Source organism: Lysinibacillus sp. FSL R7-0073 (assembly GCF_038009065.1).
Taxonomy (GTDB): Bacteria; Bacillota; Bacilli; order Bacillales_A; family Planococcaceae; genus Lysinibacillus; species Lysinibacillus fusiformis.
In genome coordinates this window covers 1,300,443-1,327,077 of the sequence record NZ_JBBPAS010000001.1, presented here as the reverse complement: position 1 = coordinate 1,327,077, position 26,635 = coordinate 1,300,443, and the positions used below count along the sequence as shown (strand labels likewise).

At 38.8% G+C, this 26,635-nt stretch carries 28 protein-coding genes; 4 read left to right on the top strand and 24 right to left on the bottom strand.

Going from position 1 to position 26,635, the window contains the following annotated elements; all coding sequences use genetic code 11:
• Window positions 1-9: 9 nt before the first annotated feature.
• The 9 genes from MKY88_RS06310 to MKY88_RS06270 all read right to left on the bottom strand — a co-directional run bounded on the left by MKY88_RS06310 (window position 10) and on the right by MKY88_RS06270 (window position 9,901).
• On the bottom strand, window positions 10-1,785 hold the full coding sequence (locus MKY88_RS06310; protein ID WP_069480470.1) for an ATP-binding protein: 1,776 nt from the start codon (window positions 1,783-1,785) through the stop codon (window positions 10-12).
• The gene (locus tag MKY88_RS06305; protein ID WP_004232215.1) at window positions 1,778-2,494 is read right to left on the bottom strand and encodes a response regulator transcription factor; all 717 of its coding nucleotides are present in this window, start codon (window positions 2,492-2,494) and stop codon (window positions 1,778-1,780) included. Before MKY88_RS06305 ends, MKY88_RS06310 begins: the two co-directional genes overlap by 8 nt.
• Window positions 2,495-2,609: 115 nt before the next feature.
• Window positions 2,610-3,791 carry a c-type cytochrome biogenesis protein CcsB gene (gene ccsB, locus MKY88_RS06300; RefSeq protein WP_328202820.1) on the bottom strand — a complete coding sequence of 394 codons (1,182 nt, stop codon included), beginning with the start codon at window positions 3,789-3,791 and terminating at the stop codon, window positions 2,610-2,612.
• Complete coding sequence (resB, locus tag MKY88_RS06295; RefSeq protein ID WP_328202823.1) at window positions 3,788-5,464, bottom strand: cytochrome c biogenesis protein ResB; 1,677 nt, start codon at window positions 5,462-5,464, stop codon at window positions 3,788-3,790. The genes ccsB and resB overlap by 4 nt, the downstream gene beginning before the upstream one ends.
• 13 nt (window positions 5,465-5,477) lie before the next feature.
• Entirely contained in the window at window positions 5,478-6,011 is a 534-nt protein-coding gene (gene resA, locus MKY88_RS06290; RefSeq protein WP_069480468.1) for a thiol-disulfide oxidoreductase ResA, read from the bottom strand.
• Between the two features lie 327 nt (window positions 6,012-6,338).
• Window positions 6,339-7,070: a pseudouridine synthase gene (locus tag MKY88_RS06285; RefSeq protein ID WP_008174614.1), complete on the bottom strand. Its 732-nt coding sequence runs from the start codon at window positions 7,068-7,070 to the stop codon at window positions 6,339-6,341.
• Window positions 7,071-7,408: 338 nt separating this feature from the next.
• On the bottom strand, window positions 7,409-8,455 hold the full coding sequence (locus MKY88_RS06280; RefSeq protein WP_419182581.1) for a D-alanyl-D-alanine carboxypeptidase family protein: 1,047 nt from the start codon (window positions 8,453-8,455) through the stop codon (window positions 7,409-7,411).
• Window positions 8,456-8,556: 101 nt separating this feature from the next.
• A complete protein-coding gene (gene scpB, locus MKY88_RS06275; RefSeq protein WP_328202830.1) occupies window positions 8,557-9,150 on the bottom strand; it encodes an SMC-Scp complex subunit ScpB in 594 nt (197 codons plus the stop codon).
• Window positions 9,122-9,901: a segregation/condensation protein A gene (locus MKY88_RS06270; protein ID WP_069480464.1), complete on the bottom strand. Its 780-nt coding sequence runs from the start codon at window positions 9,899-9,901 to the stop codon at window positions 9,122-9,124. Before MKY88_RS06270 ends, scpB begins: the two co-directional genes overlap by 29 nt.
• 55 nt (window positions 9,902-9,956) lie before the next feature.
• On the opposite strand from MKY88_RS06270, the gene MKY88_RS06265 reads away from it, so the two are divergent.
• Window positions 9,957-10,460, top strand: a complete 504-nt coding sequence (locus tag MKY88_RS06265) for a DUF309 domain-containing protein (RefSeq protein ID WP_069480463.1) — start codon at window positions 9,957-9,959, stop codon at window positions 10,458-10,460.
• Between the two features lie 288 nt (window positions 10,461-10,748).
• A protein-coding gene (locus MKY88_RS06260; protein ID WP_156314004.1) for an IS3 family transposase occupies window positions 10,749-12,103 on the top strand; the annotation gives its coding sequence in 2 pieces (ribosomal slippage) (window positions 10,749-11,202 and window positions 11,202-12,103; 1,356 coding nt in all).
• A gap of 81 nt (window positions 12,104-12,184) precedes the next feature.
• Here the strand turns inward: MKY88_RS06260 and MKY88_RS06255 are convergent.
• From MKY88_RS06255 to MKY88_RS06200, 12 genes are all read right to left on the bottom strand, one after another.
• Window positions 12,185-12,556 carry a GNAT family N-acetyltransferase gene (locus MKY88_RS06255; protein WP_008174622.1) on the bottom strand — a complete coding sequence of 124 codons (372 nt, stop codon included), beginning with the start codon at window positions 12,554-12,556 and terminating at the stop codon, window positions 12,185-12,187.
• A 199-nt stretch (window positions 12,557-12,755) separates the two neighbouring features.
• Window positions 12,756-14,075, bottom strand: coding sequence for a diaminopimelate decarboxylase (lysA, locus tag MKY88_RS06250; RefSeq protein ID WP_193831256.1), 1,320 nt, complete (start codon window positions 14,073-14,075; stop codon window positions 12,756-12,758).
• A 222-nt stretch (window positions 14,076-14,297) separates the two neighbouring features.
• Window positions 14,298-15,746 carry a spore germination protein gene (locus tag MKY88_RS06245; protein ID WP_328205375.1) on the bottom strand — a complete coding sequence of 483 codons (1,449 nt, stop codon included), beginning with the start codon at window positions 15,744-15,746 and terminating at the stop codon, window positions 14,298-14,300.
• A gap of 15 nt (window positions 15,747-15,761) precedes the next feature.
• Window positions 15,762-16,505, bottom strand: a complete 744-nt coding sequence (sigF, locus tag MKY88_RS06240; RefSeq protein ID WP_372428013.1) for an RNA polymerase sporulation sigma factor SigF — start codon at window positions 16,503-16,505, stop codon at window positions 15,762-15,764.
• Window positions 16,506-16,563: 58 nt separating this feature from the next.
• Window positions 16,564-17,004: an anti-sigma F factor gene (gene spoIIAB / locus MKY88_RS06235; RefSeq protein WP_069480460.1), complete on the bottom strand. Its 441-nt coding sequence runs from the start codon at window positions 17,002-17,004 to the stop codon at window positions 16,564-16,566.
• Entirely contained in the window at window positions 16,997-17,350 is a 354-nt protein-coding gene (gene spoIIAA / locus MKY88_RS06230) for an anti-sigma F factor antagonist (RefSeq protein WP_025114066.1), read from the bottom strand. Before spoIIAA ends, spoIIAB begins: the two co-directional genes overlap by 8 nt.
• A gap of 274 nt (window positions 17,351-17,624) precedes the next feature.
• The gene (locus tag MKY88_RS06225) at window positions 17,625-18,875 is read right to left on the bottom strand and encodes a thymidine phosphorylase (protein WP_069480459.1); all 1,251 of its coding nucleotides are present in this window, start codon (window positions 18,873-18,875) and stop codon (window positions 17,625-17,627) included.
• 13 nt (window positions 18,876-18,888) lie between these two features.
• Complete coding sequence (gene deoB / locus MKY88_RS06220; protein ID WP_328205378.1) at window positions 18,889-20,070, bottom strand: phosphopentomutase; 1,182 nt, start codon at window positions 20,068-20,070, stop codon at window positions 18,889-18,891.
• 92 nt (window positions 20,071-20,162) lie between these two features.
• On the bottom strand, window positions 20,163-21,065 hold the full coding sequence (gene xerD / locus MKY88_RS06215) for a site-specific tyrosine recombinase XerD (RefSeq protein WP_258268040.1): 903 nt from the start codon (window positions 21,063-21,065) through the stop codon (window positions 20,163-20,165).
• A gap of 172 nt (window positions 21,066-21,237) precedes the next feature.
• Window positions 21,238-21,702, bottom strand: coding sequence for a ferric iron uptake transcriptional regulator (gene fur, locus MKY88_RS06210; RefSeq protein ID WP_008174639.1), 465 nt, complete (start codon window positions 21,700-21,702; stop codon window positions 21,238-21,240).
• A 122-nt stretch (window positions 21,703-21,824) separates the two neighbouring features.
• Entirely contained in the window at window positions 21,825-22,337 is a 513-nt protein-coding gene (locus MKY88_RS06205) for a hypothetical protein (protein ID WP_025114062.1), read from the bottom strand.
• A gap of 58 nt (window positions 22,338-22,395) precedes the next feature.
• Entirely contained in the window at window positions 22,396-22,947 is a 552-nt protein-coding gene (locus MKY88_RS06200; RefSeq protein ID WP_258268038.1) for an NUDIX domain-containing protein, read from the bottom strand.
• Window positions 22,948-23,022: 75 nt separating this feature from the next.
• Between MKY88_RS06200 and MKY88_RS06195 the strand changes: the two genes are divergently transcribed.
• Both MKY88_RS06195 and MKY88_RS06190 read left to right on the top strand, forming a co-directional pair.
• Complete coding sequence (locus tag MKY88_RS06195; protein WP_328205381.1) at window positions 23,023-23,922, top strand: aldo/keto reductase; 900 nt, start codon at window positions 23,023-23,025, stop codon at window positions 23,920-23,922.
• A complete protein-coding gene (locus MKY88_RS06190) occupies window positions 23,919-24,398 on the top strand; it encodes a VanZ family protein (RefSeq protein WP_340813193.1) in 480 nt (159 codons plus the stop codon). The genes MKY88_RS06195 and MKY88_RS06190 overlap by 4 nt, the downstream gene beginning before the upstream one ends.
• Before the next feature lie 24 nt (window positions 24,399-24,422).
• Here the strand turns inward: MKY88_RS06190 and MKY88_RS06185 are convergent, their stop codons facing one another.
• From MKY88_RS06185 to MKY88_RS06175, 3 genes are all read right to left on the bottom strand, one after another.
• Window positions 24,423-24,929 carry a GNAT family N-acetyltransferase gene (locus MKY88_RS06185; RefSeq protein WP_328205385.1) on the bottom strand — a complete coding sequence of 169 codons (507 nt, stop codon included), beginning with the start codon at window positions 24,927-24,929 and terminating at the stop codon, window positions 24,423-24,425.
• A 156-nt stretch (window positions 24,930-25,085) separates the two neighbouring features.
• Window positions 25,086-25,349 carry a YqkE family protein gene (locus MKY88_RS06180; protein WP_008174653.1) on the bottom strand — a complete coding sequence of 88 codons (264 nt, stop codon included), beginning with the start codon at window positions 25,347-25,349 and terminating at the stop codon, window positions 25,086-25,088.
• A gap of 22 nt (window positions 25,350-25,371) precedes the next feature.
• Complete coding sequence (locus tag MKY88_RS06175; protein ID WP_328205418.1) at window positions 25,372-26,556, bottom strand: acetyl-CoA C-acetyltransferase; 1,185 nt, start codon at window positions 26,554-26,556, stop codon at window positions 25,372-25,374.
• Window positions 26,557-26,635: the final 79 nt, after the last annotated feature.

Sequence of the window (26,635 nt, the reverse complement as noted above, 5' to 3'; positions counted from 1 at the left end):
ACCATGTTATTAATCGAATGGTAAATAAAATGTGAAGGTAGTACCTTCCTTAAGCACACTATCTACCATAATATTTCCTGAGTGTGCCTTTATAATATTTCGTGCAATGGCTAAGCCAAGTCCCGTACCCCCCTTAGATCGAGTACGTGCCTTATCTGCTTTATAAAAGCGTTCAAAGACATAAGGTAAATCATCTTGAGGAATGCCATGTCCTGTATCTTGAACAGAAATTTTAGCGAATGTTGGCTCCTGCTCCACTTTTACTGTGACAGATCCCTCGTCCGTATGTCTTAGTGCATTGTCGACTAAATTTGTGAGTACTTGCTCAATGCGATCCTCATCTATATTAATCATCGCATCGTCATTAAATTCACTATCAAATAGTAGACGAATATGCTTTTCTTTTGCAACCTGTGCAAATTTGTGAGTAATACGTTCGAATGTAGAATTAATTGGTAATTCATCTTTATAGAGCGTCATATGTCCCGATTCCATGCGTGCTAAATCTAATAAATCCGTGACAAGGCGACCCATTCGTTTGGATTCATCATAAATAATTTTAGTTATTTCATTACGTTCTTCCTGATCTTGAATAAAATCATCATCCATCAATGCTTCAGAATAGCCTTGAAGCATGGCGATTGGAGTCCGCAATTCATGAGAGACGTTCGCAATAAAATCGGATCGAAGTTTTTCTAGGCGGTGTTGTTCAGTCATATCACGAATAACAGCGACTGCACCACGAATGATTTCTCCACTATAAAGAGGACTAATTGTAAACGTATAGTAATTACCATCCATTTCAATTTCCTCTTCTAGCTTATCCTCAAACATTAGTACATGGTCCAGCATATGATACAGCTCTGGCGGTATTGGCTTAGCACTTTGTGAGCCTTTGTTTACAAACCATTTTTGCATCAGACGTTCCGCTGGTGGATTACTTAATAATATTGTACGGTCGCGATTAAATGTGATCACTGCATCTGTCATGGATGTCAAAATATTGGATAGCTGTTCATTCTCTTGATTGATGACCTCTAAATTATGCTTTAATTGACGACCCATTTGATTGAAAGCAACTGCCAGCTGTCCAATTTCATCATTTTGAGTCGTAGGCATTTTCGCTTCAAAATTCCCTTTTGCAATTTCAAATGCCAGCTCACGCATTTTTCTAAGTGGTGAAGTAATACGTGAAGACAAGAAGAACGCAAAAAATGTAGTCAAGACAAATGCTATGAAAGCTGCCAAAAAGACAATTTTCGTCGTTTCCTTGGACGTTTTATGTAGGGCATCGGGGCTTTGATAGATGAAAACTGCTCCATGTACAGCATTCTCTACATTTAATGGGAAACCAAGCACAACGTAAGATTCCATTTTCTCTTGATCTGTAGAGGAGGGCATCATCATTTCTTTAGTAATTGGTTCATCTGATTGAAAAACTTCACGGAAAGATTTATTTGCCAAAATAGTATCTTGAATTTCCTTTTTATTGAGTCCCTCTTGCATAGCAAAGGATACCTCTACATGGCTGATTGCGATTAGTGCGTTGGTGCCTTTAGGTAAAATATCTTTTAATAATTCCGAAGTCGATTCAGCTGTTTCATTGTCATCCACTATACTTGCCACAGTGGCAGCGGTTTGACGTAAAGATATTTCCGCTTGCTGCATATGGTAGTTTTGAAGAAATTCCAGCATTAATACCGTGAAAACAAATAATACAAATGAAACGAGAAGCAATATGGTTACCCATAGCTTCCCGACAACACTATTCCATATTCTATTCATTGACAACCTCAAATTTGTAACCAACGCCCCAAACCGTCACAATCATTTTAGCAGCGTTTTCAGAAACACGGTTGAGTTTTTCACGTAAACGCTTTACGTGTGTGTCAACTGTACGTAAATCACCAAAGAAATCGTAATGCCAAACCTCTTTTAGTAGTTGTTCACGGTCAAATACTTTGTCTGGCGATTTCGCTAAGAAGTAAAGTAATTCATACTCTTTTGGTGTTAAATTCACCTCAATGCCCTCTGCCGTTACACGGTGTGCATCATGATCGATCATCAAATGCTGGAACACCACTAAATCTTTTGAAGAGGATGCATTTGTCGTTGGTGAGAATGCCTGTGAACGACGTAAAATGGCCTTCACACGTAACACTACCTCACGAGGACTAAATGGTTTTACAATATAATCATCTGCTCCTAGTTCGAAGCCTTGAACACGATTAGCTTCCTCGCCTTTAGCAGTTAATAAAATAATAGGAGTTGCAGCGCGTTCACGAATTTCTGCACACACTTCTAGCCCATCTTTTTCAGGCATCATAATATCAAGTAAAATACAGTGATATTCTTTTTCTAAAGATTTTTCGATCGCTTGTTCACCATTTTCTGCCTCGTCAACAAGGTATCCTTCTCGCTCCAGATACATTTTTAATAAGCGGCGAATTCGATCCTCGTCATCTACTACTAATACTGAAATATTTTCTGACACTTTCACGATCCCTCTCTTCCAATCTTTCTCTAACTTCTATTGTACATGGTGCGACACATATTGAAAAGAAAAGAAAGCCTCTTCGCTAGAGCGAAAAGGCTTGTTGTTTCACAGGTTATGCGTAGGAGTGTAAACCTGCAAGAATTAAGTTAACAGCAATTAGGTTAAATAATATAATACCGAAACCAATTAATGCTAACCAAGCAGATTTTTGACCTTCCCAGCCTTTTGATAAACGTAAATGTAGGAATGCCGCATAGAATAACCATGTAATAAGAGCCCATACTTCCTTAGGATCCCAACCCCAGAAACGACTCCAAGCAATTTGCGCCCAAATCATCGCAAAGATTAAAGCGCCTAGGGAGAATACAGGGAAACCAATTAACACTGAACGATAGCCAATTTCATCTAGTAATTGTAAATTAACACGCTTCACAAGTGGTTGGAAAATAGCACTTATTCGACGACGTGCAATTAAGCGAATTAATAAATACAATACAGACCCTACTAATAAAGACCAAAAGACAGTTGTTAATTTCTTCGCATTAATTAATGCTGGCATTTCTACTATTGGTGACATGCCATGCTCTTCAACCGCCTCATACTCATTCATACCGAAAACTGGTGGTAAATTGTAAATAATTTTACGCGTTGTTCCTTCTTTATCCACGTAATTGTAGCTAGATTCATAATCCATTGCACTGAATGTAGATGTCACAGCGACAAACCCAACAACTACTACAAGACAGTACATAACGGCTTCTAACCAAAATCGTTGTTTAGAAGGCTTCGTTAAATCTACAACCTTTAATAAGTAAATAAGTCCAGCCACAGCACTGATCGCTAAAATAGATTGCCCTAATGCCGCTGTAATCACGTGAATTGTTAACCAATGGCTTTGTAATGAGGGCACTAATGGACTTACTTCTTTCGGGAACATTGAAGCATAAGCGATAATTAAAAGTGCTACTGGTAATGCTACTAATCCAAGTGCAGATAAACGATAAATAAAGTAAATTAAAATAAACGAACCAACAATGAACATACCAAAGGCAGTTGTAAATTCAAACATATTACTTACTGGCGCATGTCCAGTATAAATCCATCGTGTAATAAAGTAGGCAAGCTGTGATACAAATCCAATAATTGTTACGACAATGGCAAGTTTACCCCATTTACCAGTGTTTTTACCCGTAGCATTCGCTTGCTTAATGGAACCACCAAATAATAACGTCGCAACTAAATAAGCAATAAAAGCTACAAATAACAGGTTTCCACTTATGTCAATCAAACTCATAAGGTGTTGTCACCTTCCTTTTCTTTAATGCCACCATCCGTGGACTCTTCGCCAGCCTCTTCTTTCTCTAACTGATCTTTGTATGGAGGCAATGCAGCAAATGCTGTAACAGCATCTAAATCCTTTTTCATGCTGAACATATTTTTATTAACATGGGCAGCCATTAAAACACGGCCATCCGGCTCAACTTGAAGCCATAAACGACGGTGATTCCAGTATGATCCAATTACGACACCAAGCATAAAGATAACTCCACCAACAAATAAGATAGGAATTGTACTATCTTTACGGACCGTAATACCAGACATATCACGCATCTCTGCTGCAGCAAATTTCATTCTGTATTGATTTTCACCTAGCGGTTCTAGTGGTGGCTGCATAATTTCCACAAAACTTACTTCGCCTTCTGGTGTTTCTGGCGTAGTCATTTTAAATAAAAATGCTGGATTATTTGGAATTGATGTTTTTGTTTGGGGTTCTCCATTTTCAAAGCCATCAAAATCTGGTGTATAAACTAGAATTTGCACGGAAGACCCATTACCTAAATCATATTCTTTTTTAGGATTTGTTAAATCAATTTCCACTTTACCAAGTGATTTTTCACTCGCCTTATTAATTAATTCAAAATTCATTTGCTTTAATTCATTCAGACGATAATCCATTTGATAAAGAGCGTAGCCATCTTCTTTTAATGGGTGATTGACACGAATCGAATAATCTTTAACTTTTTCCAGATTTTCCGTATCACCCGGGATTGCATCTTTAGGCTGTTTGTAAAGCGTAATGTCAGTTTGGAAGTTTTTTGCAACAACATTAACATTTTGCTTTACTTGCTCTCCTTGGGGTTCATTATCATGAGTTTCTAAAACAAAATCTCTGTTTTCAATGAAATAACCGTCCATGCCAGTAATAGCACGTGTTTCTCCCTCGCGGACCCATATCGACTCATCCACATAGAAGCCTGGTACAAGACGTAACATAACCCCACTTATGAAGATAATGAGACCAACATGGTTTATGTACGGACCGTAACGAGAAAAGCGACCTTTTTCAGCTAAGAGAGCGCTACCATCTCGACGGACAGAGTATCTCATTTCAGTCATCTTTTGAGCCACTTTATCAAGCGTTTCCTCGGCGTCAGCCGTTATTTGACCCTCACCAAAAATGCGTTGACGCTTCATAAAGCTTTCATGTCTTTTAACACGTTGATTCTTTAGAGATTTATAGAGCGGGATGCCTCGGTCCAGACTCGCTACAATAATTGACACAGCTAACATGCCAACTAAAATTTGGAACCACCATGAACTATATAAATCTGAGAGTCCTAGCGTGTAATAAATTTTACCAAACGTACCATATACGTCAGCGTAATAAGCGCCTTTCTCCATATCAGAGGCTTTTACGTAAAACTCTTGTGGTAGTAATGTTCCAATTGAAGCAGCAATCAATGTGATAATAATTAAAGATATACCAACTTTAACACTCGAGAAGAAATTCCAAATTTTGTCGACAATCGATTTATTATAAGTCTTAGAACGAATGGCAGTACCATCATAGCGCATATCGACAACTTTATTTTGCTTCTCTTCTTCCGTTAAAGGACGACCACATTTCTCACAGAGCTTCGTGCCGTAAGGATTACTATGACCACAAGCACAAATGATTTTTTCCATCGTCATTTACTCCTTATTTCGGCTTCACTAATTCCATGTACGAAGCAATATTTGCATCTGTCATTTCACCAGTAATAATTTTTACCACTTTTCCTTCTGGATCAATTAACACCGTAGCAGGTAATTGACCTACGTTATAGGCAGTCATAACACTTTTTGTTTTATCAATGACTACTGGGAAAGACAATTTATATCGATCGACAAAATTCTGTACTTCAAAATCTGTTTGAGCGATATTGACCGCTAAAGTTTGTACACCTTGATCTTTAAATATTTGATACTGTCTGTCCATCGCAGGCATTTCCTTTTCGCATGGCTTACACCAAGTTCCCCAGAAATTTAAAAATACCCCTTGTCCTTTATAATCCGACAATTTATGTTTTTCACCGTTTAAATCTACTAACGTGAAGTCAGGTGCTTCTGAGCCAACTGCTACTAACTCTACTTTTTCCTTTGTTGCTGTTCCATATACCGTGTACCCGATTGCCAAGGCTAATACTGCTAAAATGACAGTCCGTAGTACGAGACGCTTTTTCTTTTTCTCCAAGTTAATAAACCCCCTATCATTTACGACTTTGCGTAAACATTGTAGACATGAAGCTTTTTACATTATAAAGACTTTAGCATAGAACTTTTTCATTTTATAAACGTCTTTACGTATGTAAAAACATCTATGAAAATTGTACGTCACCGATGTGCTAAGCTCTTCAGGCTAAAATGTAACTAGGTGTACTATTCTCACCTATTATAGCAAAATGATACAAAAACACTTAGCTATTAATTATGAATGATTTATGAACGATTTCACCAAAAAGAAAGTGAATATAGTTTTTATTACCGTTCAAGGTACTATCACTTTCTTCTGGCAAATTATTTAATCCAGTTTCCCTGTTTCTGCTAACACGCGCAATTGCTTGACTTCATGCTTCGACAATTCACGGAATTCACCTGGAGCAAGGCCAAATAAATCTAAAAAGGCAAATCGTTCACGTTTTAATTTGACAACAGGTGTACCAATTGCTTCAAACATACGTCGAACTTGGCGATTACGGCCTTCATGAATTGTAATTTCGCAAATTGCCTTGCCAGCTTTTTCGTCAAAGGACGTCATACTTACTTTGGCAGGTGCAGTCTTGCCATCCTCTAATTTAATACCACGTTGAAGCTTTTTCAGACCTTCAATTGTTGGAATACCTTTGACACGAGCGATATACGTTTTGTCAATTTTAAATTTCGGATGCGTCAACATATAGGAAAATTCTCCATCATTTGTTAATAGCAATAATCCAGATGTATCATAATCAAGACGACCAACTGGGAAAATACGTTGCGGAATATGATGAAATAAATCTGTGACAGTTTTGCGTCCTTTATCATCAGTCACGGCCGAAATTGTTCCGCGTGGTTTATACAGTAAGAAATAAACTTTATCTTCTTTTTCAAGCTTTACGCCTTCCACTTCAATTGTATCTGAGTTAGACACCTTTGTTCCTAATTCACGGATAACTTTACCGTTCACCTTAACTTTACCTTCTAGTATCAATTGCTCTGCTTTTCGCCTTGAAGCAATCCCCGCATAGGCAATGACTTTCTGTAATCTTTCCATTTCTTCACCTCTAGTTTTCTTTCACATTAACAATTTCGTCGAAAATCGATTTCTCGTTCAATTGAATAGGGTTAATTTTCCCGCTAATCTGTGAAAATTATGTCATACTTTAGCGTAATATTAAAGAAAAACAAATTTCACATTCATTGTTGGAGTATTCGTAATACTTTTTCATTAGCGCATTGTTCAATATTAGGAATAGAATTTTCCTTGTACCATGCTAGTAGTATACTCTTTTTACCAAAAAGCAAATCGTTTTAAAAAATGTTTATATTTTCTGTTTGCACTCCGTTTTAGAGGGAATTTTTGTAGAACAAAAAAATCAGCAAATCGTTTTTTCAACGATCCGCTGATTCAACTTTTACTGGTACTGCATAAATACGTTCTTCGCCTAGAAAGATGGACAAGACAGCTTCCTGACGCTTTCTTGAAACATGTAAAACTTGCCGCACTTGCGCTTTTTCCTCTTTATTTAACTGCAGGCGAACTGGCTCTTCTAATCGAATAGCCAACTTTTTATTTACGTTGTATTTGCCCTTCTTTACCACTGTTTCAAGATCATAATCTGTCCACACTTGATTGGAAAAGCTTCGATGAACATTCCAATCATCCGATACATTTAACGTGACAACTATGCAGGTTTGCCCGTCCTTTTGAAAGGCTGTTGCAAGCGTACGACCAGCTACCTTTGTAAAACCTGTTTTACCTGCATAAGCAACTCCAGTAGCAGATTTTAAAGAACTCACAGGCTGCTCTGTCTCATCATCAATTTCTGCAGCCACTCCTGAGCCTTCTCTTAATAGTCGATGCTTATTTTCCCATAGCATTCCGTTCACCGTATTCGCTCGATAAAGAACCGTTGAAGCGATTTTTTCAAATGTTTTATTTTGCAAGGCAACTCTCAGCATCTCGGCCGTATCCCTTGCAGAAGATAAATGCTCTTCATGATGTAAGCCAGAGGGGTTCATAAAAACCGTATTGGTAAGACCCGCAATAACAGCTCTTTCATTCATTAATTTGACAAAGCCTTCTACAGAACCACCTACATGCTCTGCTAAAGCTGTCGCAGCATCATTGCCTGATCGCAGCATTAAACCATATAATAACGTTTCTACGGTTACCGTTTCGCCTGCCTGCAAATAGATGGAACTCCCTTCAGCCATGGCAGCCTTAGGTGAAATGACAACTTCCTCTTGCAAATCACTATTTTCGATGGCCACAAGGGCCGTCCAAATCTTCGTTAAGCTAGCAATTGGTAGCCGTTCATTACTATTTGAACCTATTAACACGCGACCTGTATCTCCATCTAAAACCGCGTAGCCACTTCCACCTCTCGCAAAGCTTGTTTGCGGAAGTATTACCATTAACACAATGATCATCAACATTATTAATCGAAATAACCGAAGCAACGAGCCACTCCTTATTCAATATGATAGGAAAGTATAGATTTATATTTATGTTGGTCGTTATGCTCTATTCCTATACATTACTTTGCACCATTAAAAGCTTCTTGGAATTTAGTCATAAATAAATCGGTTTCTTGTTCATTTTCTGCAAGCTCTTCATCTGGCAGAGGTGGCATTTCCTCTACACTGTTTAAACCAAAATAGTGTAAAAATTCTTTAGTTGTTCCATATAGGATAGCACGACCAGTTCCCTCTGAACGTCCTACCTCTTTTATCAATCCTCTAGACACTAAAGTCTGAATGGGTCTTTCACATTTAACTCCTCTTAAATCTTCTATAGCTACCCTAGTAATTGGCTGTTTATAAGCTACAATTGCTAATACCTCAAGAGATGCTTGGGATAATGATTGTGCTGTTGGGTTTTCTACTAATCTTTGAATAGTATCTGCTAAATCGGATTTTGTAATAAGCTGGAAAACGCCTGCCATTTCTTTCACAGTTATTCCTCTAGCTAAATCTTCATCATAGACTTTTCGCAAGGCATCCATTGCCTGTATAATAACCTCATCTTGTTCTCCTAACAGCTGAGAAAGTTGTTTAATTGTTAAGCCATCATCACCGACAACGAACAATAAGGCTTCAATTCTACTTTGTAACATCGATGTTTTCGTCATCTTCCCATTCCTCCTTCTGTAGGGTAACCATTAATTCTTCAAAGTTACCATCTTGCTCTACGATGACGACCTGACGTTTCATCAATTCAAGAAGGGATACAAATGTCAAAATAAGAGTCGGCTTATCTTCATAGGGAAAAAGCTCGAAAAATGATGCACGTCCACCTGTTGATCGTAAAGTATCTACAACCGAACGCATTTGATCCTTCACTGACCGTTCTTGCCTCGTTACCGTCGTTTTTAGAGGCTTCTTTAATTTCTTTCGACGCATCAATTTTTGAAATGCTCCAAGCATATCATAAATATTCACATTCAAATCAAACAAAGCCATTTGTTCATCTGATGCTAAACCAGTTAAATCAGCTGGCGGCCTTGTAAATACTTGCGCTCGATCTGTTTCAAGCTCTTGCAGATTGCTAGCGGCTTCCTTGTATTTCTTATACTCGATTAACCGCTGTACCAGTTCCTCACGTGGGTCAGGGCCATCTACTTCCAATTCGGCATCTTCCATTTCACCCTCATGAATAGGTAATAGCATTCGGCTTTTAATCGCCAGCAGTGTTGCGGCCATTACTAGATATTCACTTGCTTCATTTAACTCCAATACTTGCATGGCATGTATATGGTCGATATATTGTTGTGTGATTTCGGCCATTGGGATATCATAGATATCAATTTCCAACCTGTGAATTAAATGCAATAATAGATCAAGAGGCCCTGAAAAGGCATCTAATTTTACTTCATAAGACATTATTTTACCACCCTGAGATTCTATGTTCTTATAGTATAGTGGAAAGGAGTTCAAAATGCATCCACAGCATCATACTTTATTTATCGATTACTGCGCTTATTTTAATGGCAATCAGGATTTTTTTGAATGCCATGAAGTGCTTGAGGAATATTGGAAGGAAATCGCGCCTGGTGATAAAATGCACCCATTGGCTGGCTATGTACAGCTCGCAACAGGCTTATACCATTGGCGGCGTGGTAATGATACTGGCGCTATACGAATTTTAGAAAAAGCACTTCATAATTTTCAACAAAATGAAGGTCATATCTTTTTCCATGAAATTAGTTATTATCAACTCCTGACAGAAATTAAAAATAGTCTCGCCGGGATCCAAGCAGGCAAGTCCTTCCATGCATTCCAGCTCCCCCTTTCACCCAAGTTGCTGGAATTAGCACTAGCGCGTATACAAATTATGCCACCTAGTAACTCAAACTATCTTCTTCATAAGCATATGCTAAGGGATCGCTCACATATACTTGCAGAGCGACAAGAAAGCAAACAAAGAAAAAGCAGACGTTAATTTCCACTATGGGCAGACACTTTCGGCTTGTGGAGATGAGCTGATTTCATTGCTTCCCTAGGGTCCCTACTGACCAGGAACTCAATTTCTTCGCTTTTCCCGCAGGTGTCACAGGCTTTTGTTCCGTTCAACTAAACTTTGGCGATGCTAACCAATAATAGCTGGGTATTGAATGAATGAACGTGGTTAATTAATAATTGTCCACATATAGAACACAAAAACCATCGATAAGTTGAACTGCACCCCAATTGTTAGACACATCTAACAATTGGAGGTGCAGTTTTTTTAATGGCTAAATATACTGCAGAGGAAAAATTACAAGCAGCTTTACGATACTTAGAAGGCAAAGAAAGTTCACATGAAATTGCTAAATCGATCGGGACAGATAATAAGGCAATTCTTATTTGGGCTAAACAATATGAGTATAACGGTGTAAAAGCGTTTATAAAATCGTATACAAACTATACAGCACAGTTTAAACTAGACGTACTAAACTACATGATTGAACACGGTACGTCCTTAATAGAAACAGCAGCTATCTTTGGTATAGCAGCTCCATCGTCCATTATTCATTGGCGAAAACAGTTTGAAACAAAAGGATTCGATGCCCTTCAATCAAAGAAAAAGGGGCATCCATCCATGAAAAAAGAAACCAATAAACAACCACAACAAACACCAGTAGAAGGCTCACCGGAAGCACTTCAAGATCGTATCAAGCAGCTTGAAATGGAAAACGAGTATTTAAAAAAGTTGAACGCCTTAGTTCAAGCCAAGGAAACATCACCAAAGAAGACAAAGTAAAGGTCATCTATGAATTAAGGCATAAATACTTGGTGAAGGCACTTGTCGCATTCGCACAGATTCCACGTAGTACATATTATGACTTAGTGAAGAAACTGAATCGTCCAGATCCAGATACCGACTTAAAGGCCGAAATTCAATCCATCTATAACGAACATGAAGGCCGTTACGGATACCGTCGCATTCGTGATGAACTCGCAAATCGTGGACGAAGAGTGAATCATAAGAAGGTACAACGTATCATGAAAACACTTAATTTAAAGTGCATAGTCAGAATGAAAAAGTATAAATCATATAAAGGGGCAGTCGGTAAAATCGCACCGAATATTTTAGACCGCAATTTTACAGCTGAAGCCCCTAATGAAAAGTGGGTAACAGATATTTCGGAGTTTAAATTGTTTGGTGAAAAACTCTATTTATCTCCTGTTCTAGACTTATTTAACGGAGAAATTATTACTTACACAATTGGTCATCGACCAACGTATTCACTTGTTTCAGAAATGTTGGAGAGAGCATTAGAGAAGTTACCAGAGGAACGCCAATTACTGATGCATTCCGATCAAGGCTGGCATTATCAAATGAAGCAATACCGTCACGCGCTTGCATCAAAAGGCATTGTGCAAAGTATGTCACGTAAAGGCAACTGTTATGACAACTCGGTGATGGAGAATTTCTTTGGGATTTTGAAATCGGAATTCCTTTATTTAAAGGAGTTTGAAAGTATTGAGCATTTTAAATTGGAGCTCGAAAACTATATAACGTATTACAACACGAAACGAATTAAGGCAAAATTAAAACTGAGTCCGGTACAATACCGAACTCAGTTTACCCAAGCTGCCTAAATGAAATAACCGTGTCTAACTTTTAGGGGTCACTTCAAGTTTACTCTCGATGGTTTTTGTCTACAGTATGTGCAGACGATGTTACTCGTCTGCTTTTTTATCAATGCAATTGATACATTTTTGAACTAATTGACGTGTTTCATCTGTCGCACGTACATTTTCATATTGGCCTAGCTCTCCTATTTCCTGAAGCATTTCCTTCGCAACACCCTCGCCTCTATAGGAAGGCACAACAGATACATGTTGGATCGTAGCAGTATTATTCTCATCCGTTACAAGCCCAACAATGCCAACATACTCATCATTTTTTTTCCATAAGTATAAAACCCAATTATCATCATTTTCATAGGAGTGGATGGTCTCGGTAAGCTTTTTTACGTCTTTTTCGTTCGGCATAAACGAAAGTAGCCCCATTGCTATTTTCTCTAAAGCTTTTTTATATCGAATTAACATATTTGTCTATTCCCTCTTTTTCTAGCTGTACATAATCTTTGACTATCCTACACGATTTGTACTTTTACCGCAAGCCAATTTCTGTCTTACGAACCAGGTCCGAGAATTCCTTTAGACGCCAACACCCAATAGACAATACCCCACAACACAATAAAAGTTGAAATGGATGCTAGTAATACCCATTTATTCTTTCTCAAATTTACTCACCCTTTTTTAAAGTTAGCGGGAGATCGTTTTGCACAATATCTTCATAACTTTCGCGGCGAATAGCTAATTGATGCTGTCCATTCTCTACAAATACAACAGCAGGTCTAGGAACACGGTTATAGTTACTTGCCATAGAATAACCATATGCGCCTGTACAGAAAATGGCTAAAATATCACCTGAAGCTGCGTCTTGTAGCTTAGCATCAATAATTAATTTATCGCCAGATTCACATAATTTACCAGCAACCGTATAAATTTCATTTTTCGGCTCATTCACTTTACTTGCAATGATTGCCTCATACTTAGCGTCGTATAATGCTGGGCGGATGTTATCACTCATCCCACCATCAACAGCAATATATTTTCGCACATCTGGTACTGTTTTTTGTGATCCGATTGTATAAAGAGATGTTCCTGCATCACCGACAAGTGATCGACCTGGTTCAATCCAAATTTCTGGCATTTTTAGTCCAAGTACAGTTGCTTTGTTTTTCACTACTGTAATCATGTCCTCTACATATACTTGTGGTTCAAGCGGTGCATCTTCTTCAGTATAACGAATACCAAAGCCCCCACCTAAGTTTAACACAGTACATGTAAATCCGTGAGCCTTGTTCCAATCAGAAATTTTGTCAATCAATTTTTCTCCTGCTAACCCAAAGCCAGCAGTGTCAAAAATTTGTGAGCCAATGTGACAATGTAAGCCTAATAGCTCTAAGAATTCATGGTTAAATGTTTGTTGGAATGCCTCATCCGCTTGACCATTGTTTAAGTCAAAACCAAATTTCGAATCAGCTTGACCTGTCGTAATGAAATCATGCGTATGTGCTTCAACCCCTGGTGTAACACGTAGTAATATACGCATTTTTTGTTGGCGACGTTCAGATATTTCTTTTAAAAGCTGAATCTCATAGAAATTATCTACAACAATACAACCGATTTTGGAGTCAAAAGCTAGCTCTAATTCTGCAATGCTTTTATTATTGCCATGGAAATGAATGCGCTCAGCTGGAAAACCTGCTTTTATTGCTGTAAATAATTCTCCACCTGATACAACATCCAATGATAAGTTTTCTTCTGCTGCTAATTGATACACAGCTACACATGCAAATGCCTTTGAAGCATAAGCTACTTCTGCTTTTACGCCTAGTTTTTTAAACGTATCAATAAAGCTGCGAGCACGCTTCCGAATAAGTGCAGTATCATACACAAAAAGTGGTGTACCGTACTCTTTGGCAAGCTCTAGTGTGTCTACCTGTCCAATTGTTAAATGACCATTCTCAGAAATCGCTTGTGTTCCATATAAATGCATGTGCATCTCTCCCTTTTCACTTCGTTCCATTCTGTCACTTTTACAGAAATATGATAGGATCTACCATTGGAAATAGAGTAGTCCCATCAAAAATTTATTACAATCAGCTTCAAGAGGCCTATGTATAAAACCTCCTTTTTGCTGAATGAAAATAATTTTTGCAAAAATCACAAAATACTATATGTGAACTTTATCACATGAAAAAAACGAGTGCAACGGCTCCTATGATCTTTTTCGCTGTTTGGAAGCGACTACATAAGGTCTTAATGCATCTGCCGTCATTGGGAAACGAATAAGGACACGTAGCATCGCCATTGGGAAGAATGGAACAAGCGGCCAAAAATATGGTGCCTGCATTGGTCGTAATGAACATAAATACGTAAACACTAAGAATATGCCTATGAATAAACCATTAACGCCCCAAATACCTACCATAATTAATAAGAACAGCCTAAATATTTTTATGGAGATACTTAGCTCATAGGACGGGATAATAAAGATGAGAATAGCTGCAACCGCTGTATAGAGCACAACCTCTGCTGAGAATAGTCCCACATCGATCGCAATTTGACCAATAATTACCCCCGCAACCAAGCCCATCGCAGTAGACAGTGGTGTCGGAGTGTGAATGGCGGCCATCCTCAAAAATTCAATACCAATATCTGCAATAAGTATTTGCAGTAATAAGGGTACATGCGATTTCTCCTGAGTCCCTAAAAAAGAAAGAGCATCTGGAAGCAATGATTCATTTGTTGCAAATACATACCACAAAGGTAATAAAAGTAAACCCATAATGGCGCCGAAATACCGCATAAAACGTACAAATGTACCAACTAGTGGCGCCTGTCTATATTCCTCCGCATGCTGTAGTAAATGGAAAATCGTAATTGGCACAAGAATAACAGACGGTGAAGTATCTACCATTATGGCGATATGCCCTTCTAGTAAATGCGCTGCCGCAATATCTGGCCTTTCCGTGTAACGGACAAACGGAACTGGATGGAATTTTTGCTTAAACAGCCATTCTTCTAATGATTTATCAGCCATTGTCAAACCATCATGGTTAATCTGGTCAAGGCGCTGTCGTAATTTTTCGAGCATATCTTCATTGGCAACATCCCTCATATACGCTATGGCAACGTCGGTTTGGCCGATTTTGGATATTTTATGTAGCTCGAAACGTAAATTACTATTGCGAATCCTCCTACGAATTAAAGCCGTATTTTGAGATATCCCTTCTGTAAAACCATCCCTTGAGCCACGTATTACCTTTTCATTGTCGGGCTCCTCAGGGGAACGTCCTGGATAGTTTCTGAGCTCGGCAACGTAGCAATAGCCACTTTTAGTTATAAAGGTCACTTGCCCGCTTAAAATGGCTAATAAATAAGCTTTACGCTCGGTTTCCTCAGAACGTCCGTGAAAGTTAAAATAAGACTCAAAATACTCCTTCTCATCCTCCACATCGATTTCATAATCCTCATCTGGGAGCATGCTCGAAAGTAATTGTGTTAGGGCTTCTCCATCCACAAGGCCACTAATATAGGCGCAAAGAACCGGCAAATCTTTGACAAATAAATGCTTAATCCCAACGTCAAATGATTCGCCGTCACCAAATTGCTCCTTAAGAAAATCTTCGGCTGCTTCTAAGTTGCTAAATAATTTATTTGTCATGCTGTCACCATTTTCTTAGATGTCTTTTTTTATTGCTTCTTGCTCTACAGTTGCGCTTGTAGCCATCCAGCTTTTTAATTGAGCAAGAATTTTTTTCTCCAAACGGGATACTTGTACCTGTGATATACCTAACCTATTTGCAATTTCTGTTTGCGTACAATCTGAAAAATATCGTAAATAAATGATAGACTGTTCTCTCGGTTCAAGCCTTGTAAGCACTTCTTTAAGGGGGATATAATCAAATGGCTGCTCGGATTTTTCATCCTTCATTTGATCCATCAATGTGATGGAATCTCCTTCACTTTCATACAATTGCTCATGTAGAGATGCTGGATCTCTTAATGCATCTGATGCTGTCACGATCTCCTCGGTTGTCACACCAAGTACTTGAGCCAGCTCCTGTATCGTTGGCGGATGTTCATTCTTTTTAATAAATTCGTCTGTAGCATGTCGGATTTTAAAGTTCAGCTCCCGAATAGAGCGACTCACCTTCACCATGCCATCATCCCTTAAAAAGCGTTGAATCTCACCAATAATCATAGGTACTGCATAGGTTGAAAATTTAACTTCATACGATAAATCGAACTTATCTACTGATTTCATGAGTCCTATGCAGCCTATCTGGAATAAATCCTCGAGCTCAACACCTCTCGTTGTAAAACGTTGAACAATGGACCACACAAGCCTCGTATTGCCTTCTACCATTCGTTTACGAGCCTCATGATCGCCCTGCTGTGCACGTGCTATTAAATCACGCATTTCCTCCTGAGACAAAAGCTTTTCGGACGACTGTTCTAACGGCTTCACGATGATACCCTCACATTACCGCTGTGCGAACTGTGTAAAATTTCTTCGTAAATGTTACAGTTGTTCCTTCTCGCCACTTGGACATAACTGTTAGCTGATCAGAAAAACTGTCCATAATCGTAAAGCCCATACCCGAGCGCTCCATTACACTTTTTGTTGTAAATAACGGCTCCATTGCTTGACTCACGTCTTCAATTCCTACCCCTTTATCCATCACAGACACCGTTACAATGTCATCTTCACGTTTAGCATGAACAGTAACAACACCCTTGCCATCCTCTTCATAGCCATGAATAATGGCATTGGAAACTGCTTCTGAGACAACTGTTTTAAATTCAGATAGCTCATCAATAGTTGGATCTAATTGAGCAATAAAGCCAGTGACTGCTACACGAGCTAAGGCTTCATTTTCACTAATTGCTAAAAAAGTTAATGTCATTTCGTTATCCATTTACAATCCCCCTTACGCGATCAATCGCTTGTTCCTCTGTTGCATCCATCATCCAAGGCCCTAAACCTGAAAATTGAAAAACTTTTCGCATGGTTGGCGATGGATTCAATAAAATAGTTCGCCCAGCAACTGCTTCTAACTCACGCATACGACCAAGCACCAAGCCTACTCCCGAACTATCCATAAAGGATAGCCCTTCTAAGTTCCATATGATGGTCGTCACAGTGCCTTGGAAAATTGCTGCAGAAATTTTCGCTCGAATTTGCTCAACTGCATGATGATCGAGCTCCCCAAATAAACGTATAACGACTGTCTCTCTTGTGACCATTTCTAATTGAAAATGCATGAACATCGCCTCCTCCTCGTGCAATTCCACATTTAATACGCTGAATCCTTGCGGCTGACAGAACTAGTGCAAAGTCTTCTGAAATAGTGTCAAATCGACATACTTATAGCTTTTTAGGTTTAAGTGCAGTATGGGATAAGTGAACGTGTTTTAAACAAGTTGCTGTTATCTCAATATGAAATTTCTACAAAAATGTAAACATTTCATAGGTTTAATGGTGGAACGACAAAAAAAGCGAGAACCCTCGTATGTGAGAGCTCTCGCAAATAAAATGTTATGCAATTGTATAAGCTTGCTGTATTTTATGAATCGTATCTTGATCGATTTGGTTATTGGAATATAAATAAGCAATGATATCCCCATTTTTTACACGATCACCTTTTTTAGCAATCAGCTGAATGCCTGCATCGTAATCCAGCGCGGATTCCTTTGTTAAACGTCCAGCACCTAGACTAACACTAGCCTCACCAACTAAAAGGGCATTAATTGTTTCCACAGTACCCTCTGTCACTGCCGTTACTGAAACTTTATGGGCCGTTTCATTTTGTACGATATCAGATACGTCTCCACCTTGCGCAACAATAAATTCCTCAAATTTAGCAGCGGCAGAACCATCTGCCAGTACGCGCTTAACAGCGGCAGTTGCATCCGTTTCATCAACACCTGCGGCAACTTGATACATTAAAGAAGCAATGACTACACATTCATCTAGTAAATCCTCATGTGTTTCTTCCATACGACCACTTAATAATGCATAGGCTTCCAATACCTCAAGCTTATTGCCAATCATTTTACCTAGTGGATTATCCATATCACTAATATGGGCAACGACTCTGCGCCCAAGTTTTTCCCCAATAGCTGTCATTGTATCAGCTAATCGCTGAGCTTCTTCTTGCGTTTTCATAAACGCACCTGACCCACATTTAACATCTAACACAATGCCATCCGCACCACTAGCAATTTTTTTACTCATAATGGATGCAGCAATTAATGGAATCGAATCGACCGTTCCTGTCACGTCTCTTAATGCATACAACTTTTTGTCGGCTGGTACAAGATTGCCTGTTTGCCCAGCAACTGCAATTTTATGTCGATTGACATTGTCAATGAATTCCTGTGAGGAAAGCTCTGTTTTGAAGCCTTGGATTGACTCTAATTTATCGATTGTACCACCTGTAATACCTAGACCTTTACCACTAAACTTGGCTACTGGAATTCCTAGTGATGCAATAATAGGTGTGACCACAAGTGTTACTTTATCTCCAACGCCACCTGTTGAGTGTTTATCAATTTTAAAACCATCAATAGACGTTAAATCAATGACATCTCCTGATTCAATCATTGCTTTTGTTAAATAAAACGTTTCATCATCAGACATTCCTAAAAGTCGAATCGCCATTAAGAGTGAGCTTGCTTGATAATCAGGAATCGAACCAGTCGTATAGCCATCTACAAAATACTGAATGTCAGCTTGTGAGAGCTCTAATCCTTGTTTTTTCTTTTCAAACAATTGCACCATATTCATTCGAAAATCCCCCTTATTTCAATTCTTGTAAGAAACTTTTGCCGAATGCTGGTGCCTCTACTTGGAAGTTCTCAGCCACTGTAGCTGCAATATCTGCAAAAGTTTCACGAAGCTCTAATTCAGCTCCACCATTAAAACGTGGAGAATAGACAATTAACGGTACATATTCACGTGTATGATCTGTGCCATGGAAGGTTGGATCATTCCCGTGGTCTGCTGTAATAATTAATAAATCATCCTCTGACATTGCACTCATAATTTCTGGTAGTCGTGCATCGAATTCTTCTAGAGCTTGTCCGTAGCCTAGAGGATCACGGCGGTGTCCAAAATTAGCATCAAAGTCTACTAAGTTTAAGAAGCTCATTCCATGGAAATCACGGCGGACAACTTCAGCAAATTTGTCCATTCCATCCGTATTATTTTTAGTACGTACAGCATCTGTGACACCTTCACCGTTGAAAATATCAGAGATTTTACCAATTGCAATTACATCTAAGCCTGCGTCTTTCAATACATTCATCGTTGTACGACCGAATGGCTTTAACGCATAGTCATGTCGATTTGAAGTACGAGAGAAGTCCCCTGGAGTACCTATAAATGGACGTGCGATTACGCGACCCACTAAATACTCAGGCTGTAATGTTAATTCACGTGCAATTTCACAGATTTTATATAATTCATCTAATGGTATGATTTCCTCGTGTGCAGCAATTTGTAAAACTGGATCAGCTGAAGTATAGACAATAATTGCTCCAGTTTCCATATGCTCTTTACCGAAGTCTTCTATAACCTGCGTACCACTTGCTGGTTGATTGCAGAGTACTTTACGACCCGTACGTTTTTCTAGCTCAGCAATCAACTCTGCTGGAAATCCATCAGGATACACTTTAAAAGGCTTATCAATGTTTAATCCCATAATTTCCCAATGTCCTGTCATCGTATCTTTTCCGACTGAAGCTTCTTGCATTTTTCCATAGAAAGCTTGCGGCTCGTTTGTCGCTTGCATACCTTGCAGCGGCTCAATATTTGCCAAACCCATTGACTCCATTACCGGCATTGTAAGCCCATTCATTTTTTCAGCGATGTGTCCTAATGTATGTGATCCTACATCGCCAAAATTTGCAGCATCTGGCGCTTCACCAATTCCTACAGAGTCCATTACAACTACATGGATTTTGTTAAACGGTTTATTCATTATTATTGCCTCCAATCTCATGACTCTATTTTACCAAAAAAACGCGAAAAATAAAGGTCAGACATCCGACCGAAAAAAATTTTCTGAAATTTTTAAGCACGGGGATGAAATTGCTTATATACTTCCGATAATCTTGTTTTACTAATATGTGTATATATTTGCGTTGTTGAAATATCTGCATGACCAAGCATCTCTTGTACGGCACGTAAATCAGCCCCATTTTCGACTAAATGAGTAGCAAAAGAGTGACGCAATGTATGTGGTGTTAACTCATGTTGGATGCCAGCTTTTAAAGCATGCTCCTTCATTAATTTCCAACAACCTTGTCTTGTTAAACGTTTCCCTCTTTGATTAATAAAAAACGCCTCAGTTTTTGGATATTTTCCCTGTAATTGACCACGAGCATTGTTTAAATAGGTGCTTATGGCTGATAATGCACTTTTACCAAGGGGAATGATTCTTTCTTTTCCACCCTTCCCAAACACTCGAACAAAACCCATTGTTAAATGAATATCTGCTAAGTCTAAAGCAATAAGCTCACTGATTCGCATACCCGAGCCATATAATAATTCCAGCATCGCTAAATCACGGATACCTTGTGGTTTACTTCGATTCGGTGCAGTCAATAAGGCTTCAATTTCTTCTATAGATAAAATATTCGGTAATTTTTGCTCAATTGTTGGCATTTCTAAATGTACCGTTGGATCTGATTCCGCACGTTTTTCTCGGAGTAAAAATTGGTGGAAACTACGAATAGATGAAATATGGCGAGCAATCGTACGGCTTGTCTTCCCTTGAGCACGTAGTTGCTCTAAATGTCGTAGTATGGTCGTTCTTTCTACACGATTAAAATCAGCCATACCTTCTGCATTTTGCAAAAAATTTACATAGCTTTCTAAATCTCGGCGATAGGATGCTAATGTATTAACAGATAACTGCCGTTCCACTTGGATAAAATGGATATAATCCTCTACTGCATATTGAAATTCATTCATCACAACGCCCCCTTACTGTCAATTATTTTCTATTTTAGCATGGCTATTAGAAATGTGCTAAAGCCTCCTCCATTCGACATAAACCAACGGTAATAAGGTTTTATTATTTCATAAAAAAACAAAAAACTGCCCGATTTAATCTATATCAGAGATTAAAACAGACAGCTTTTCGTTAATTTTCTTCATTCGATTCGTCGTTTTTATCATGACAGCGCCAGCATATGCCGTGGAAAGTTAGTCGGTGATCCTTTATGATAAAGTTCCAACGCTTTTCAACAACGGCTTCCACATCTTCAAGTAAATCTTCTTGAATTTCATCAACAGCTCCACATTCAATACAAACTAGATGATGGTGGAAATGGGCAGCTCCCTCTTGGCGTAGGTCATAGCGCGACACGCCATCGCCAAAGTTGATTTTGTCGACAATTTTGAGCTCAGTTAATAATTCTAACGTTCTATAAACAGTAGCTAGACCGATCTCTGGTGCTTTTTCTTTTACTAAAAGATATACATCCTCAGCACTTAGGTGATCTTCTTCGTGCTCAAGCAAGACAGCAACTGTTGCTTCTCGCTGCGGCGTCAGCTTGTAACTAGCACTATGCAACTGTTTTTTTATACGATCAATTCGGCTCTCCATGTGACGCCCCCCTAAACTCTTTCCATTATACCAAAGGAGTAAATCCTATTACAAGATAGTGAATAGATTTCTAACATGCTTCTACTTTTTTATCTGATCACAATTTCTGTTTATTAAACCCATCATTTTAACACATAAGAAACAACAATAAACTCAGCAACTATTATGATGAAAAATGCGATAAAATTCAACAAAATTGTCCGACCAGATACTTGTTTCCCGATTTTTCGCTTTGACCAAGCAGGTACAAGTAAATTGCATAGGACTAGCAACAATATACAATAGATAAGCTGAAATGGAAACCACCAAATCGTATAAAGCCAAAAAGCTTCAAGTTTTTGTAATAAAAAAACAGAACTAAAGCCAAAAAAAGTGGCACGCATGGCTACAGTTACACGTACTAAAACTTTTAAAACACTGTGAGTTGCTAGTAATAATACAAGACCTATGGAAATGGCGACAGGAAGCACTAAACGAAAAATCGAATGCCTGTCCCCATCGGCTAAACGAGGTTCTATAAATAAAATAAACGGTTCCGCTTTTGGTCCACCAAAAATATGAAAGAAAATAACGCCACAAACAAAGCTAACGGCAATGATGGAAGCGTGATAAAATATAGACACCGTACGAGACATAAACATGCTCCTTTTCTATCAAGGTTTGTACAGCTTATGCTCGTCCGTCTCTATTATGCTAAAGATTATTTTCTAAATGGGCAGCAAGCCAAAGTACAGCAAATGCAGTTTTAGCATCAAATATACGTTGATCCGCGACCATTGATTGTGCTACTTCCAACGAAACTTCTAAAAGTTCGACAAACTCATCCTCATCTAACGCTGCTTTATTGTCGATAATATACAAATCCTTCGCTACATATAGATGAATGACCTCGTCTGCAAATCCCGGCGACGTTGCAAATGTTTGTAAATATGTAAAGCTGTGCGCGCCGTAGCCTGTCTCTTCCTCTAATTCACGGCGAGCTGTCATCGCTGGTTCTTCACCAGGTTCAAGTTTCCCTGCTGGAATTTCAACAATAGAACGTTCAAGTGCCTTACGATATTGCTCCACTAACACTAATTTGCCCTCATCCGTCACGGCAATTACCGCAACCGCTCCAGGATGTTTAATAATTTCGCGCTTTGCAGCCTGACCATTTGGCAACATGACATCATCAACCTGTAGCTTTACAATTTTTCCGTCATAGATTGGTGTCGTTTTTGTCGTTTTTTCCTCAAACTTTTTCATAGACGATAACCTCGCTTGTCCTTCAGATATGTTCATTGTACCATTACAAGTAAAGAAATCGAAGGAGGTCGTTTCATGAAAAAGAGGAAGCTTGGCACTAGTGAATTATTCATTTCTGAAATTAGTTTAGGAGGCATGTCACTTTCGACAGATAAAGGGCAAGCTGCTACTATTGTTGATATGGCATTAGATGCGGGCATAAATTATATTGATACTGCCGATTTATATGAGTTTGGGGCTAATGAGGAGATCATCGGCGCAGCATTAGGAAAACGTCGTCAAGAGATCATCCTTGCCACAAAAGTAGGTAATCGCTGGACTGAAGGTGTAGAAGGCTGGCATTGGGATGCTTCACCATCCTATGTAAAACAAGCTATTCATGCTAGTTTGAAACGTTTGGGAACGGACTATATTGATGTTTATCAGTTACACGGTGGTACAATCGAAGATGACTGGGATGGTATTATCGACACTTTTGAGAGTTTGAAAAAAGAAGGACTTATCCGTGAATATGGCATTTCCTCGATTCGTCCAAATGTTTTGCAACGTTTTTTACCTGCAAGCTCAGCTAAAAGTGTCATGATGCAATATAGTGCATTAGATCGCCGACCCGAAGAGTGGTTTGACTTTATTGCGAACGAAGGTGCTTCTGTTGTAACTCGTGGCACAGTGGCAAAGGGCTTATTAACAAATAGCTGGCAGCAACGTCTTCAACGAGTAAATGGTTTTAACAACTATTCTTCAGAAGAGCTAACAACAACGTTAACAAACTTAGCTTCACAGTATAATGATTTACATGCACTGGCACTAGCCTTTAATTTAAAAGAGTCTACAATCGCTTCTACAGTGATTGGAGCAAGCTCACAGGAGCAACTAGCTCAGACCCTCTCTGCCTATGAAAACATGGCTACTATAACCGATTATGAAGCAGCAAATACGTTAACAAAAAATGAACAATATGTAGAACATCAATGAAAAAGTGGTTAATCTTCATCATCTGTCTAGTTGTGCTTATCATTTCCTCCAGCATGACTTACGAACAACAAAGTATTTTACCAGAGCTTAAAGATTTATTAGCTAATAAACCTTTTGAAAAACAACTATCTGTTTTAAAAATCCCCTATTGGGACAAAGTCGTATCAGTTGAAGAACGTGGTTATTTTCCATTTGTCGAATTTTTAATTCGTAAACTAACACATTTTATCGGATTTGGATGCATTGCGCTTGGTTTGTACTTTGCATGGGGTAGACGCCGTTTTGCAGCAACTATTGCTATTGCTGGAACGGCTTTTATTGCTATGCTTGATGAACTTCGTCAAAGCTTTACACCAGGTCGGACAATGAGCGGTCAAGATGTGCTTGTAGATACAGCTGGAGCCATTGTTTTTGTTGGTGTCGTTATGGTCTTCAGGAAATTGTTGAACAATAAAAGACAAAAGGCACTATATTAGCCTTTTGTCTTAAATATATAAACCTTATAGGAATCTCCAATAATAAAGAGACTCAGTTTCTTTATATAAGGTAGCCCCTGCTTTTTCTAAAACTCGATGGGAAGCGAAATTATCTTTTTCTGTATCTGCAATAATATACTGAACATTTGGTTGATGATGTAGCCAGTTTATCATTGTTATAATGGTTTCTGTCATATAACCACGTCCTTGAAAACTAGGAAAGGTATAATAACCAATCACCACTTCCTGCCTCTCATTTGGCATCCCTTTTAGCATAATGCCTCCAATAGCACAATTCTGTTCTTTACATACTATCAACCAATTCGTATGCCAAAAATAATTTTCTTCATCTTCCAAAACTTTGGAGCGTCTATAGTGCAATGCCTGTTTTAGCTCATCATCCATAATCCCCTCTAGCTTATGTAAAGATAGTTCAATTGCTAATTCATTCTCATGCTCTATTAGCAATTGTAAATACTTAGCATTTAAAGGAATTAATCTTAATCTTTTAGAATATAATTCAAACATCATTGTTCTCCTATCATAATTTAATCTATTTACTAAACTATAATAAGGTATATGTTATTGGCAGCGTCTCCCACGTCATGATTTGTTACTTATATAATATCGACTTTTCTATTATCCAAAAACAGTGAACCCACATGCGCGAATTCACTGTTTTTCTTGTTAATATTTCGTGCCTTTATCGCCATACTCGTTTAATAATTCTTCAAACGATTTATTTTTTTCTCGTTGCTTACGTTCAAAAGCTAGTTTTGCTTGGCGTTCTTCTTCTGCAGCCTGTTCTTTCACGGTTAAATCTTGCTTTGCCGCTTTTAATTTAGCTAGCACATCGCCACCTAGCTGGTCTGCTAATGTGACTGCCTCCTGCTTTGGCAAGCTTGCTGTCATGCTATTGCTTGTCTGTTGTTGTTTTCGTTTCTTTCCCATTTCATTCACCTTCTTATTGACATCAAGGACGCTTTACTACTGTGGCTACGCCTTGACCACCACCGATACATAATGTGGCTAAGCCCAATTTCGCATCACGCTTTTCCATCTCATGTAAGAGTGTGACCAAAATACGAGCACCACTCGCACCGATCGGATGACCAAGAGCAATCGCGCCCCCGTTAACATTTAGTTTATCATGATTAAAGCGTAATTCACGATCAACAGCAATCGATTGTGCTGCAAATGCTTCATTTGCTTCAATTACATCTATTTCATCTAATGTCGCTGCTGCCTTTGCCAGTGCTTTTTGGACTGCTTTAACTGGACCAGTTCCCATAATTGCAGGATCTACGCCTGCGCTTGCATTGGCTGAAATAATCGCCATTGGTTGTATACCAAGCTCTTGTGCCTTTTTCTTCGACATCACAACAACTGCCGCTGCCCCATCGTTAATACCTGAAGCATTAGCTGCTGTTACGGAGCCATCTTTTTTAAATGCGGGACGTAGTTTACCTAGAGTTTCTTCTGTTACACCTGCACGTGGAAATTCATCCTTGGCGAATACAATAGGCTCTCCCTTACGCTGTGGAATCTCAACAGCGACGATTTCACTTTCAAACTTGCCTGCTGCAATTGCTGCCTCTGCGCGTTGCTGAGAACGAGCTGCAAAAGCATCCTGTTCTTCTCTTGAAATTTCATACATATCACATAAATTTTCAGCTGTAATTCCCATATGATAATCATTAAAAGCACACCATAGACCATCATGGATCAAAGTATCCACTACCTTTTGATCGCCCATTCGGAAGCCTTCACGCGCATTTTTTAAAACATAAGGTGCCTGGCTCATATTTTCAAAGCCACCAGCCACGATAATATCAGCATCACCTGCTAAAATAGCTTGCGTTGCTAAATGCACAGCTTTTAAACCTGATCCGCATACTTTATTAATTGTTAATGCTGATACCTCATGTGGTAAACCAGCCTTTATCGCTGCCTGACGAGCTGGATTTTGTCCAAGACCAGCCGATAACACATTCCCCATAATGACCTCATCGACTTGTTCCCCTGCTACTCCTGCACGCGTTAAAGCGTCCTTAATAACAATGCTACCTAAAGTTACAGCTGGTACGTCTTTTAGTGTCCCCTGAAATGAGCCTATAGCTGTTCGTACAGCACTCACGATTACTACCTCATTTATCATGTCCATTCTCCCCTTCTCCCCGTTCAAAAATCAACACTGCTGCATATGCTACTAGCAGATATGTATATTTTAACAAATA